The following is a 12,811-nucleotide window of genomic DNA, read 5'->3' as shown; positions in this document are numbered from 1 at the left end:
TTCTGGAGAGGGCGGGGACCCTGCCAGTCTATTCGGCCGGCCGTGGGTGGCCCTGGTCGGCCAGCCGCGCCAGGCGGATGACATGCCACGCACGGTATGCGGCGGTGCCCAGGGCGACCAGGAGCATGGCCGCGGCTGCGCCGACGACACCCAGCCACCACGTGAGGGCGGCGAACAGTGGTAGCCCAACGATGGCGGCGGCGATCGAGGACCACGCGAGATGGCGCACTCCCCCCAACGCGACGAGCCCGGCCAGGCCTGCCACCTGAGCCACGGCCTCCGCCGCGAAGGCCAGTCCGAGCAGGATGGCGGCGACGACGGGGATCCGCACCTCCCCCACGGTCAGGAAGGAGGAGACCGGGGGAGACAGGACCGCGATGCAGAGGCCGCCGACCAGCCCGATCGCCGCGCCCAGTTCCAGCGTGCGACGCGCCCGGCGGCGGGTCTGCTCCCCCGCCGTCTCCGGCACCCAGCTCTGCACGGCCTGCAGGATGGGGCCGAGCGCCAGGACGGCGTACTTGTACAGCCGGTCGGCGATGGCGTAGACGGGCAGCACTGCCGGCGCCACGATCTGCACCAGAGTCGGGGGCAGCGTGGAGTAGATGCTCCCCGAGACCATGGTCGCCGTCCCGCCCAGCTGCGAGGAGTAGAGGGAACCCAGCGAGCGGCGGGCGCGCCACGAAAGCGGACCGTCATCGGCTCGCGTGAGGACGTAGCCGGCCGACAGGATCGACCCCAGCACGGCGAAGGCCGCCACTCCGGCGAGGTAGGCGGTCAGGTCGGGCCACATCAGGACGGCCACCAGACCGGCGACCTGCCCGACGATCAAGGGCAGGGCGTCCAAGAAGAACAGTGCGGCCGGACGGTTGCCGCCGATGAAATACCACGCCGCCCCGATGCCCGGCGCAGCGTAGGCCACGGCGCTGAGCAACGCGTTCACAAGCCCCTGTCCGGTCACGAGCATGCCGAGCACCGCCGCAAGCGGGATGGCGACCACGAACACGACACCCCGGGCCACGAGGGAGTCGAGGTAGAACTGCCGGCGCTCGTGTCGTGGACGCGCAGCCACCATACTGGGGCCGGTCGCCCCCCACCCGAAGGCGACGAGGATCGCGAAGAACTGTCCGATCGACTGCAGGACGACCAGGACGGCCCACTGCCGCGCTCCCACGGTGGCGACGAGGACCGGGATGGAGAAGACGCCCACCACCGTCGAGGCGAGGATCGGTGCGGCGAACAGGATGCTTCGGCGCAGAAGCTCGTGGCGCAGGAGGGCGCCGAGCCTGGTCATCGACGCGCCCTCGAGGGCGCCATGATCCACTCGAGCGTGGCGGGGTCGATCTTGCCCAGCACGCCCCGCCGCGCGTCACGGCGCCCAGCGCGTACCGCCCGCAGTTGCGATCGACGGTCGGCGGAGAGGACGATGCAGCCCGCCACCATCTCGAACATCTTGCGGCTGCGTCGCCGCATCCACTGCGGCCGGTGATGGGCGTAGCGACGGTTCAGGACAGTGCTGTTGCGCACCATGTAGTACGTCCGGAACGGCGAGTGGTACAGCACGTGCCGGGGTTTGCCGGCGAGCACGAGCTGCCGTCCGAAGATCCGGATCGGTTGCAGCTCCCCCAGCCCGTGCTCGATCTCCGCTTCGTCGACAACGGCGAACGAATAGCCGAGTGCATCTGCTCGCAGCCAGAAGTCGGAGTCGACGGCGTCGATGAACAGCTCCTCGGCGAAGGGACCCACCGCGTCCAGGACCGCGAGCGGGATGAGCTGACCGGACTGGATGGGGTCGAAAGGCACGTCGTCCATGTCGCGCAGCACCGCGGCCCCGCCGGCCGAGGAGGGCACGGCGCCCGCGACGAGCCGCCCGCTGTCGGCACGCGACTGCAGCGCAGCGAGCATGCGGGCGACGTACCCGTCGGGCACGGTGGAATCCTGGTCCAGCGTGAGAATGTGGGTGGCGTCCAGGCCGCGGGCCCTCTCGACTGCGACGTTGAGCGCGTGAGCGATTCCGGAGTTCGCCTCCAGTGCCACCTGTACGACGCCCGGAAGGTCGAACGCGGCAGAGGGGAGGGAGCCGCTGCCGTCGTCGACGAGCACCACCGCAGCCACCTGCTGCCGCAGGGCCCTTACTCGGGCGGGCAGGTCGCTGGGGGCGCGGAAGACGGGGATCGTGGCGACCACGCGCGCAAGTCCGGCTGGGTTCATGGGCTGGGGCAATCGTCGGGGCCGCGGCGCGCACGCCGGGGACGACGCGATGTCGTCGACAGTCGATCCTAGGCGAGCCGATCGGGCATCAGCTGACCGTACAGCGCCCGCACCCGCCGGCCGAACGCATCCATGCCGTACACCTCTGCCGCCCACTGCCCTCCCGCTGCGGCACGCTCCGCATGTGCGCCGCGCAGAGCCGCCACGACGAGGTCCGCGAACCGGACGGGGTCGTCGGTGACTCCCACGAAGACGTCCTCCCGCTCGATGCCCTCGGCACCCACGGGAGTGGCCACGATGGGGAGCCCACGCACGAGCGCGTCGACCGTCTTGAACTTCACGCCTGCCCCCGTGAGCACCGGTGCGACGAACACCCGCGCCGCCGCGTAGTAGGGGTCCAAAGAAGGGACGAAGCCGGTGAGTTCGGCCCGGTGGGATTTCGCCACCAGGCGCCGCAGACCGCGTCCCGGGCCGGATCCGGCAGCGACGAATCGGGCATCGCCGACCTGCTCGATCACGCGCGGCCACACCTTCTGCAGGAACCAGCGCACCGCCCGGTCGTTGTCGGGCCTGCCGAGCGCACCCGTGAAGAGCACGACGGGTTCTTCCTCGCTTCCCTCGGCGGGCGTCGAGCCGAGGCGGAAGCCGGGCGCCACCACGACCGGGTGTGCGGCGGGAGCGAGCTCGCGCACCAGCGCCGCGTCCTTCTCGCTGAAGACCACGATGCGGTCGGCCGCCGAGAAGTCGGCGTGCTCACGGGTGGCGCTGCGCCGCGCCGCCACGGAGTAGGCGGTCCGCGCCAGCGGGTTCTTCGTCGCGCCGGCGGCGCGGTTCCACCGCTGGGTGATGACGTCGTGCGCCACGATCACAAGTGGCTTCTCCGGGAATCGCGCTCGGATCAGCGGCGCGAGCGACGCCATCTCCGACCACTGGAATTCGACCACGTCGGCGTCGGCGATCAGCTGCCACGGCCATTCCGGCGTCGCGGTCGCGCGTCGGAAGAACCCTTGCGCGTCACTCCCCCGCCAGGCCGAGGCGAGGTCGGTCAGCAGCTTCGCCCGCCCGGCGCGGAGAAGGCCTGTCCCTTCGATGAGAACGACCTCCGGGGGCGCTCCCGGCCGCGTCGCGGCGTCGCGGTTGGCCGTCGTGGAGGGTGCCACCGCGACGAGCCGCGCGATCCCGGAGAGCGCGTCGAAATGATCCTTCGCATACTGCCCGCCCGCGTGGGGGATGCCGTCGTACGGGATATACTTCGTGACGCTGACGATCAACGGAGTGTGACCATCGCGGACCGACTTCCGCTCATACTTCGCCACCGCAACAGCCTACGCCCGCCCCCAGGGCTCCCCGCCATGACTGCCTACGCCGCCCTGATCATCGCCTATCGCCGCCGCGACCTCGTCAACGGCGTGCTGGCGCGACTGGCCACCCAGTCCCAGCCACCGGCCGCTGTCGTGATCGTGGACAACGCCGGCGACCTGGGCGAGGTGGAGATCCCCCCGGGACTCCGCGGACTCGTGCAGGTGGTGACAAGAGCCGACAACCCGGGCTACGGCGCAGCGGTCAACGAGGCGAGGCGGGCGGTACGCGACAGCGTGCCCGCCCTGCTCGTTCTCACGCACGACGCCGAATTCGACGTGCACCTGGCCGAACGGCTTTCAGAGACGCTCGCATCCGCACCCGACATCGGGGCGGCCGGCCCCGTCTTGCGGCGTGTCTCCGATCCGGGGACCATCTTCTCCGCCGGCGGACGGCTGACCCGCGGCGGTCGCGCGACCCATGTGACCCGCGAGCCGGACACCCGGGTGTCGGACGTCGATTGGCTCGACGGCGCCATTGTGATGTTCCGCCTCGACGCCCTCGACGCCGTGGGCGGCGTCGACGAGGAGTACTTCTTGTATTTCGAGGACGTCGACACATCGTGGCGCCTCGCGCGTGCCGGGTGGCGCACCGTGATCGACCGTGACGCCCATGGGGCACAGGAGCCGGGTGAGCATCCCGTGTACCTCGGCATGCGCAACATGGCGCGCTTCGCGCACCGCGCCGGCATCCCGCGCTGGTCGCGCGGCGCGGCAGCGCTGCGCCGTCTGAGCGAGGTGTCCGTCTCTTCGTTGCTGCGCCGTCGGCCCGCCGGCCTGACGGACGGCTGGCGGGGATGGCGCGACGGTCTGCACGGTGTGTCCGGCAAGCCCGCGGAACGAGGTGATGACGGTGGACGATGAGACCATCGACATCCTTCTCCCCCACTATGGCGACGTCGAGTATCTGCGCCTGGCGGTCGACAGCGTGCGCGCTCAGACCGACACCCGCTGGCGCCTCATCTGCGTCGACGACGCCTCGCCTTCCTCTGCGGGGCATGAGTGGATCTCATCGTTGGACGACCCGCGCATCGTGGCGATCCGCAACGAGGAGAACCTGGGGGTCGCGCGCAACTTCGCCCGCTGCCTCGACCTGTCCACGGCGGAGTGGTTCGTCATGATGGGCGCCGACGACGTGATGATGCCGCGCTATCTCGAGACGGTTCGCCGGGCGGCCGCGCGGACCCCAGCTGCCGACATCGTCCAACCCGGGGTCCAGGTCATCGACGATGATGGGAAGCCTGCTCACCCTCTCCCCGACCTCGTCAAGAATCTCTTGCGCCCCCGCACGCGCAACGGCGACCGGGTGCTCGTCGGAGAGCCGTTCGCAGTGAGCCTCGCGCGGGCCGACTGGGCGTATTTCCCGTCGCTCCTGTGGCGGCGCGCCAGCGTCGCCGTCCACGGATTCGACGCCAGCTACGACGTCGCGCTGGACCTCGCTCTGCTTCTGGATATCGCGATGGCCGGGGGCACACTTCGGGTCACGGACGATGTGTGCTTCCAGTACCGGCGGCACGCGCGCTCGTTCTCCCAGGCGACCGCCGTGAGCGGACTCCGGTTCGACCAGGAGCGACGCTTCTTCCAGCACTACGCGGGACGCCTGCGCTCCCGCGGCTGGAACCGCGCGGCACGGGTGGCGCGCCGGCGGACCGTCTCACGACTCAACGCCGCCGCGGAGTCGGCGGTGGCACTGTTCGGCGGCCGGATGCGTGACGCACGTCGGCTGGCCGCCTACGTGGTCCGCTGACCGGTCTCCTGATCGCCATCCGGGGCGTCCCGGTCGACCGAAAGACGCTCGACGGCCGCCGACAGGGTGTCCATCTCCGCCCGCAGGATCGCCGTCTCTTCCGCCACGCGTCGGATCTCGTCCTCGGCGCGTGACAGTTCCCACGACAGGTGGAGGGAGACCCCCAGCAGCAGCACGATGGCGAGGGTGAACAGCAGGTTGGCGGGCAGTTGCACTCCCAGGAGCGCCGTCGCGGCGGTGAGCAAGCCGGGGAACAGCCCGAGGACGAGGACGGCCAGTCCGATCACGAGCCACATGACGGCGTACTTCTCGCGGATGGAGCGCCTCAGCAGCAGAATCATCACGATCGTCAGGATGATGAGTGCGAGGGCGACTGCGCCGATGACCGTCATGCGGGGGGCTCCGTTCGACGACGACGGGGGCGCAGTACGGCGAGCCCCAGGGCGAAGACCGACCGGAGAAGGTAGATCGTGGCGCCCACGGCGTTCTGGCTCGGCCGGCCGGTGGCGCGCGGCCGCATGGCGACGGGCACCTGGGTGACCCGCAGGCCGCCGTGCACGGCGGCCACGAGGGAATCGATCGTGTCACCGAGGTACTCGGCGGGGTAGTACCGCACGTATTGATCGATGGCTCTGTCGTTTGCAGCGCGGAAGCCACTCGTCACGTCGGTCAGACGCGTCTTCGCGACGTTCGAGAGCACCTTCGCCAGGACGACCATCGCCCACCTGCGCGGTCCTTTCACGGGGTAGTCCCCGACGTCGGCGAATCGTGCGCCGATGGAGATGTCGGCGTGCTCCAGACCGTCGAGGACGCGCGCGATGTCGGCCGGGTTGTGCTGACCGTCGGCGTCGACCTGGATCGCTTTGCGGTAGCCGTGCCGGCGGGCGTAGGTGAACCCGGTGCGCATCGCACCCCCCACGCCCAGGTTGAACGGAAGGGTGAGCACCACGGCCCCCGCGTCGCGGGCGACCTCGGCGGTGGCGTCCGTGGAACCGTCGTCGACGACGGCGATGTCGTACGGACCGGCCTCTCGGATGCCGCGTACGGTGGCGCCGACGTTGTGCTCCTCGTTCCACGCCGGAACGATGACCAGGACACGTTCCACGCTTTCCGACATCCTTTCCATGGTATCCGCAGTGCCTGGACGAACGATCATCAGCCGCACCCGACCAGTTCGAACAGGCGTGCTTCGCCGACCTGGTCGCGCAGCACCATCGAGGGCGACTCGGAGAGGTTCTCGTAACCGGGATACGCATGGTGGCCGTCGTGCACCTCCTCCGGGCTGAACTCGAGCACGAAGCGCACTCCGAACTCATGGGCGAGTTCACACGTGTCGTCTCCCGCCGTGCTGGATCCGAGTTCCGCGCCCAGTTGGCGCAATCGCTCGTCCTCGTAGCTGAGCAGATGCGGCGTCAGGACGGGGCGGTCGCCCAGCGCGTAAGCCAGCGATGTCCCCGTCCAGGGGTTGCCCGCCACGACAGCGCCAGGCGGAACGTGCGCGTCGAGGCGCTCCAGCAGGGTCCGCTCGTCCTGGGAGAGCAGCGGGGGGTGTCCGGAATCGTCGAAGTTGCGCTGCGCGGACGCGATCGCCGCCGGCACCGGTGACAGCGGAGCCGCTTGGCTGACGGCCAGGCCGACGAGGGCACCGACGACGCCGAGCACCGGCAGAGCGACACGCCGACGCGGTACCGGGATGCGCCGGGAGATCGCGTGCGCGAAGCACGCGATGCCGTAGGCCCCCAGTGGCACGGCGCCCAGCGGCAGGAGGGCGGCCAGTCGCGGGATGTTGTTGTACCAGCTCCCGGTGAAGATGTCACGGAGCGGGATGATGGGAAGGCTTGCCACGATGATGAACAGCAGCAGCGCCACGAGGAAGATCCCGGCTGCCAGGATCGCCCCGCGCGAGCGGTTGCGCACCGTGAAGAAGAGTCCGGCCAGGACGGCGACGGCAGCCACGACGGGCACGACGCCGTACCATGCGGAGCCCACGAGCCCCTGGACGAAGGCCTCCCCCATCGACGACTGGATCGCCCATCCGCGGGCATCGGCGGGGGGCCGCAGGATGCGCAGCAGTGCCGCACCGGCCACGAGATAGACGGCGGCCGCCACGAAGACTCGCACGCGCGCCTGCCGGGAGCGGGCTCGCCTCACCGAACTCCAGCCGAGCAGCGCCGCGATGGGGGTCGACAGCGCGAGCCATGCGACGAACCCGCCAGGGTGCGCGAGAGCGATGCCCCCCAGCGTTGCGGCGAGCAGAAGGGCGCGCTGCCACGACGACGCCGCATCCCGCAGCCGGCTCCACCCGAGGACGTGGAGGGTGAGGGCCAGGGCGACGGGGACGAGGGCGAGGGAGAGCTGATACGGGTAGAGCACGCCGTAGTCCAGCAGCAGGATCGGGAAGACGGGCATCGCGACGCTGAGCAGTCCCGCCCCCACCGTGGCTGCGGGGGTGCGGCCGAACAGCGCGCGCGTGAGCACGATCGCCGCCATGGGCCACACGAGCGCGCAGACGACGATCACCGTGGCGTTCACGGCGACCGGGAGGGTGACTCCCGACAGCTGCACCACGAGCGCGACGAGCGCGTGCCATGCGCCGGGGTAAAAGGCGAGGCCTTCGCTCTGCGCCGTGATCTGTCCGAGCGTCAGGGACGACGCCGACCCCGTGTCCAGGATCCACCGCACCGCGTTGAGGTGGAAGACGTTGTCGAACGTCTGGGAGATCGCGTCGGGCGCCCCGATGGACAGCATCACCTGCGTCGTGGCGACGCCCGCTGCCACGAGGACGGTGCCGGTCAGCCAGAGGTCCACCCGCCGCCGCGACGCCGCCGCCTTCCTCGATCGTCGCCCGCCGACGGCGCGGCTCAGTGCCGCCGCGACGACGAGGGCGATCAGCGCCGGGATGACCGACCACGCCAGCCCCACCCAGGGCGCCACGACGCTCGCGACTGCGATGACGGCCACCGTCAGCGCAGGGCCGGTCGCCAGCAGAGCGAATCCGCGCAGCCCACCCGCCCACCCGACCACACCGCCGATGAGGAACAGTAGAAGCGCGGCGACGACCGCTGCCGCAACCAGTTCAGTCCACATCGAGTGCAGATCCCTTCCCCATCACGCTCACCGCTCCGCCACCACCAGTTGGGACGCTTCCGGGAAGGCGCTTCGCCAGCCCGGAGTCAGGACACGGTCGGTGCGAAGTTCGTAGGCCGCCTCGGCGACCGGATAGTCGAACACCTGCACGCGCCCCCACGCCGCGCCGAAGCCGTCCATGTCTCCTGCGAGCGTGCGGATGTCGGCCAGGCGGGAAGCGCCGGCGAGGATACCGCCCCGCCCCGGCGACCAGGGGTTCATGTCCCACGCGAAGTCGCCCCACGACGTGGCCCCTGCCGGCGGCTCGACGATCCCGTTCGAGATGGCCGGGGGCGTCGTGCACGCGAACCAGAACGACATCAGCCAGTGGACCGAGACCGGCGTTCCGGGAGGGAACACCTGCGCGAAACTCCGCGCGGGGGCCACCAGCGGATCGCTCACCGCAAGCCACTGTCCGGGCAGCTCCGTCCTGGTCTGGGCGACGAGCCGGATCTCCTCGGTGTCTTCTGCGATCAGCGGCGAGAGCAGCAGAGTGCGCCAGCCATGACGGTCGACCTCATCGGTGAGGGGTGCCGTCGTGATCTCGCCGGATCCGTCCCGTCGCTCCAGGGTGAGCTTCGTCGATGCGTCCCGCGTCAGGTGCCCGGCGACGGCGACGACCAGCTGCTCCCCGTCGGCGAGGGGGGGCACATCGAACCAGCCGGACTCGTGCGAGCCCACGGACGGGACGCCGTCCTGCAGGCTCGTCCACACCGATGAGCCGGTCGCCAGAATCGGCTCGGTCGGCGTGCCGTCGGGCAGGCGCTCGGGGATGCCCTCCGGCGCGCCGGCCTGCGTGTCGACGGCGGGCGCGACCACACCGCCGGCCGCATCCCACGTCGTGATCGCCTCCTCGAGCAGGCAGTCGCGCGCCAGCGGATCGCGGACGTTCGCCGCGGAGGTCGAGAAGTCGTCCCATCCCCGCGCCGCCGCGATGCCGAAGGTCCCGAACATGTAGACCCCGATGAGGGCGAAACAGGTCACGGGGACCGCCGCGGCGAGGATCGGCAGGCGGACCGGCGTGCGCCGCACCCGCGACAGCGCGAGCAGGACTCCCACGCTGACGACGACCACACCGACCCACAGTGCGGGCTGGGCGAACACGACCGGGCCGACACCCGGAGCCTGCCCCCAATCCGACAGGTGGGCGTTCCAGGAGAACCAGTTCTGAGGGCCCTCCAGCGCCAGCAGCACGGGTGGGAGGAGGGAGGCGGCGAAGATCGATGCGAGGAGCCACCGCTGACGGGCGGTGGGCAGTGCCGCCAGGACGCGTGCCGGGAGGACCGTCAGCATCCAGGCGACGAACCCCGCCCCGATGACTGCCATGGCTCCGAAGTGATGCGACCACTTGCTGGTGGTGATCCAGATGAGCACGAACCCGACGGCGAAGGTCCACCCCATGAGGGAGGCGGCGTCGCCGATCAGTCTCGTCCGCGCTCGCAGATCCCACGCCCACGCGATGAGGAACCACAGCACGAGGACGAGCGCGACGAGCACCACCGCTCGCTTGACATATGTTCCCTGGGGCCCGTTCTCCAGCAGCAGACCGTACCGACCGAGTTCGTCGGTCCAATCCAGCGGTGTCTCGACCGCGGCGAAGCGGCGCTGCCCGTTGATCGCTTCGAACAGCGCGCCGTCGTGGAAAGCGGCGATGAGGGCGAACGCCCCGCCGCTGATGATGGCCAGCGTGCGGCGGGCTCCCGCCCGCCATCCGTCGCCGGACAGCGCACGCCACAGGGGAACGATCCCCACCAGCAGCGGGCCGAACGCGACGACCCCGGTCGGGTGAGCCGCGAAGCTCAATGCCCCCACCGCGGCGGCCACGAAGGCGGGGAACGCGCGGCCGGTGCGTACCGAGGTCACGACCAGCACCAGGACGGCCATCGCCCCGACGGCCGCGACCGCCTCGGGGCGGACACCGATCGCGAAGGCACACCACCACAGGACGGTGACCATGCCCGCGACGGCGAGGAACCCGGCGCGGACGGCTCCGGCGACCTCCAGATGGCGCCTGACGTAGTACCGGATCAGCATCCACCCGCCCACGGCGGCGATGAGTGAGGGGATCCGCAGCCAGACCGCGCTGACGGACACCGTCTGCCACAGATCGAGGAACTGCCAGTACCACACGAAGGGGACGAAGGTCTGATTGAAGATCTGGTAGTACATGCCGACGTAGCCGGCATCGGAGTTGTTGCGCGCCATCACCGCGTAATAGCCGTCGTCGGCGGTCATCGGCCCGATGAACACCCACAGCACGAGCGCCCCCACGACCGCGACGTCGACGGCCGCGACGGCGACCCGCACCCACCGCCCCTCGCCGTCGTCCCGACGCCGACGGGCCGCACGTGGAAGCGGCCGCGCGCGATCGTCACGGATCAGCAGCACGGCCACGGCGATGAGTGCCAGCGCGGCGACCACGAGGATGAGGAGCTTGAGCGGGGAGGCGACGGTGTTGTTGTCGTCGAGCACCTGAACCGTCGCCTGGAACACGGCACCGGTGGGGAGCTCCTGCACATCGGTGAGCAGGCCGTCGATCTCCGGGGGCACCTCACTCTGCCAGGACAGCACCGGCTCCCCGTCGCGCTCCAGCGTCATCCCTTCGATGCTCGAGCGCAGGTGCCACGATCCCGGCTCGATCACCACGGTCTGCGCGCTCTGGCGCAGGGTGACCGTGAGAGTCGCCCCGTCCGTCTCCAGGACCAGGCCCGCCGCTCGGGCGGCGGGTCGGTCGGTGCGGACCGTGGACAGCAGCAGGCCGCCACCGTCGGCGGCCGCCTCCAGCGCGGCCCCGTCGAACTCCACGTCGACGGCGTGCGGGGTGAGGTTGGCCAGAAGGAGCGCAGTAGACCGGACGTCGTCGGAGGCCTGCGGCCAGCGCACCTCGACTTTGCTCTGCAGCACCGGCGCGAGCGCGAGGGCGAAGCCCGCCACGATCGCCACGAGCGAGGCGACCAGGAGGGCGGCGCCACGCCGCCGCGCGACTAGGTTCAGGGATCTCACGGACATCCGAATCTCTCGAGTGCGGATCTGGGGCAGCCGAGCAGACACGACGGTCGCAGGTGCAGCCGCCCCATTGTCGCAGGCATCCGCTGAGAACCCGATCCGCGCGGCCGGTGTCGGCCCGATACCCTTTCCCGGTGCCGAAGCCACCGTCTCCCCCGCAGGTCGCCGGCATCGCGCTGGCCTGCACGGTCGTCGCCGGTGTGCTCACCTACGTCCTCCTCGCGATCATCTCGCGGTCGCTGCCGGCCGCGGAGTTCGACGAGTTCTCGGTGTTCTGGTCCCTGGCTCTCATCGTGGGGTTCGGCGCCTTCCTCCCCGCCGAGCAGCTGCTGGCGGCGCGCCACGGCACCCTCTCACGCCGGACCGCCGCCGCCGCCTGGCGCACGTCGTGGGTTCTCGCAGGGGCGGCGGTCGTCATCGCGTGCGTCGCGGCCGCCCTCCCCTTCCCGCAGAACCCGGTGTCCATCCCCGTCCTCGTGGGGCTTGCGGCAGTCGCCGTGGTCTCACCGCTGCAGTACGTCACGCGCGGTCTGCTCCTCGCCTTCGGGCGCCAGGTGACGTTCGCCCTCGCTCTGGTCGTGGACGCGGCGCTGCGAGTGGTGCTGGCCGCGGGGATCGCCGTGGCGGCGATCGGTCAGCCTGCACGCGCGGCCCTGTTCATGGTCGCCGTGGCACTGGCCATCGCGATCGCCCACGTCGCCGTCTATCCGCGCGGCGCGCCGTTCGGCCCGGACCCGGTCGGTGGCGAGTCCTTCGCGCGCCCCATGCTCACGCTCCTGCCCCAGGCCCTCTCGTCACAGGTGCTGGCCAACGCCGCCCCGCTGATCGTCTTCGCCCTGGGGCCGGTCGGGGCCGCCGGCGCGTTCCAGGCGAGCTTCACGCTCGCGCGGCTGCCCCTGTTCCTCATCACACCGGTTCAGGCGATGCTCGTGCCGCCCTTCACCGTCATGCTCCGCGAAGGGCAGACCGTCCGGCTGCTGGCGGCGATCCGCACCCTCGTGCTGGGTGTCACCGGTCTGGCTGCCGCGGGCGCGGTGGTGGGGTACCTGGCCGGACCATGGGCGGTGGAGCTCATCTTCGGTCCCGGCCGCGCCCTGCCCCCGCTGGACCTCGGGATCCTCGTGGCGGGCGTGGTGTGCATGGCCGGCCTCATCGTCTTCACCCAGGCGGTGATCGCCGCCGGTCGCCACCGCCTGGCCCTCGCCGCCTGGTCGGGCGCTCTGGGGGCGGCGGTGGTGACGGTCGTGGCCGCCGGGACCTTCCTCCCGATCGAGCTCGCCTGCTCGATCGCGCTCCTGCTGTCGTCCCTCGCCGCGCTGGTGGGCAGCGCGCTGTCTCTTCGCACGCATCTCACGAGAGGATGACC

General features: G+C 70.9%; 10 protein-coding genes. 3 read left to right on the top strand and 7 right to left on the bottom strand.

Going from position 1 to position 12,811, the window contains the following annotated elements:
- Positions 1-28 precede the first annotated feature (28 nt).
- The 3 genes from E4K62_RS04980 to E4K62_RS04970 all read right to left on the bottom strand — a co-directional run bounded on the left by E4K62_RS04980 (position 29) and on the right by E4K62_RS04970 (position 3,524).
- A complete protein-coding gene (locus tag E4K62_RS04980; protein ID WP_135064330.1) occupies positions 29-1,291 on the bottom strand; it encodes a lipopolysaccharide biosynthesis protein in 1,263 nt (420 codons plus the stop codon).
- Positions 1,288-2,208: a glycosyltransferase gene (locus E4K62_RS04975; protein WP_135064327.1), complete on the bottom strand. Its 921-nt coding sequence runs from the start codon at positions 2,206-2,208 to the stop codon at positions 1,288-1,290. Before E4K62_RS04975 ends, E4K62_RS04980 begins: the two co-directional genes overlap by 4 nt.
- A gap of 68 nt (positions 2,209-2,276) precedes the next feature.
- The gene (locus E4K62_RS04970) at positions 2,277-3,524 is read right to left on the bottom strand and encodes a glycosyltransferase (protein WP_167747741.1); all 1,248 of its coding nucleotides are present in this window, start codon (positions 3,522-3,524) and stop codon (positions 2,277-2,279) included.
- 36 nt (positions 3,525-3,560) lie between these two features.
- Here E4K62_RS04970 and E4K62_RS04965 point away from each other — a divergent pair, with 36 nt between their 5' ends.
- Together E4K62_RS04965 and E4K62_RS04960 are read left to right on the top strand one after the other, a co-directional pair.
- Positions 3,561-4,430, top strand: coding sequence for a glycosyltransferase (locus E4K62_RS04965; protein ID WP_167747740.1), 870 nt, complete (start codon positions 3,561-3,563; stop codon positions 4,428-4,430).
- Positions 4,420-5,313, top strand: a complete 894-nt coding sequence (locus E4K62_RS04960) for a glycosyltransferase family 2 protein (RefSeq protein WP_205805882.1) — start codon at positions 4,420-4,422, stop codon at positions 5,311-5,313. Before E4K62_RS04965 ends, E4K62_RS04960 begins: the two co-directional genes overlap by 11 nt.
- On the opposite strand, the gene E4K62_RS04955 is transcribed toward E4K62_RS04960, so the two are convergent.
- Genes E4K62_RS04955 through E4K62_RS04940 form a run of 4 tightly spaced genes read right to left on the bottom strand, consistent with a single transcriptional unit; the run spans position 5,298 to position 11,442 of the window.
- Positions 5,298-5,705, bottom strand: coding sequence for a DUF2304 domain-containing protein (locus E4K62_RS04955; protein ID WP_135064314.1), 408 nt, complete (start codon positions 5,703-5,705; stop codon positions 5,298-5,300). The two genes, E4K62_RS04960 and E4K62_RS04955, sit on opposite strands and share 16 nt — an antisense overlap.
- On the bottom strand, positions 5,702-6,430 hold the full coding sequence (locus E4K62_RS04950) for a glycosyltransferase family 2 protein (protein WP_135064311.1): 729 nt from the start codon (positions 6,428-6,430) through the stop codon (positions 5,702-5,704). The genes E4K62_RS04955 and E4K62_RS04950 overlap by 4 nt, the downstream gene beginning before the upstream one ends.
- Before the next feature lie 38 nt (positions 6,431-6,468).
- Positions 6,469-8,400 (bottom strand): DUF6541 family protein, encoded by a 1,932-nt coding sequence (locus E4K62_RS04945; RefSeq protein WP_135064308.1) that lies wholly within the window; start codon positions 8,398-8,400, stop codon positions 6,469-6,471.
- A 27-nt stretch (positions 8,401-8,427) separates the two neighbouring features.
- Positions 8,428-11,442, bottom strand: coding sequence for an arabinosyltransferase domain-containing protein (locus tag E4K62_RS04940; RefSeq protein WP_167747739.1), 3,015 nt, complete (start codon positions 11,440-11,442; stop codon positions 8,428-8,430).
- Between the two features lie 137 nt (positions 11,443-11,579).
- Here E4K62_RS04940 and E4K62_RS04935 point away from each other — a divergent pair, with 137 nt between their 5' ends.
- Positions 11,580-12,809 (top strand): lipopolysaccharide biosynthesis protein, encoded by a 1,230-nt coding sequence (locus E4K62_RS04935; RefSeq protein ID WP_135064303.1) that lies wholly within the window; start codon positions 11,580-11,582, stop codon positions 12,807-12,809.
- Positions 12,810-12,811 lie beyond the last annotated feature (2 nt).

Origin of the sequence: Microbacterium wangchenii (assembly GCF_004564355.1) — a bacterium.
Lineage (GTDB): Bacteria > Actinomycetota > Actinomycetes > Actinomycetales > Microbacteriaceae > Microbacterium > Microbacterium wangchenii.
The sequence above is the reverse complement of the archived record's forward strand: the minus strand, read 5'-3'. Positions and strand labels throughout refer to the sequence as shown.

Bases quoted from the DNA above. Each gene is read 5' to 3' on its own strand.
- E4K62_RS04950 (WP_135064311.1), bottom strand. From the start codon at position 6,430: ATGTCGGAAAGCGTGGAACGTGTCCTGGTCATCGTTCCGGCGTGGAAC.
- E4K62_RS04945 (WP_135064308.1), bottom strand. From the start codon at position 8,400: ATGTGGACTGAACTGGTTGCGGCAGCGGTCGTCGCCGCGCTTCTACTG.
- E4K62_RS04955 (WP_135064314.1), bottom strand. From the start codon at position 5,705: ATGACGGTCATCGGCGCAGTCGCCCTCGCACTCATCATCCTGACGATC.
- E4K62_RS04965 (WP_167747740.1), top strand. From the start codon at position 3,561: ATGACTGCCTACGCCGCCCTGATCATCGCCTATCGCCGCCGCGACCTC.
- E4K62_RS04980 (WP_135064330.1), bottom strand. From the start codon at position 1,291: ATGACCAGGCTCGGCGCCCTCCTGCGCCACGAGCTTCTGCGCCGAAGC.
- E4K62_RS04975 (WP_135064327.1), bottom strand. From the start codon at position 2,208: ATGAACCCAGCCGGACTTGCGCGCGTGGTCGCCACGATCCCCGTCTTC.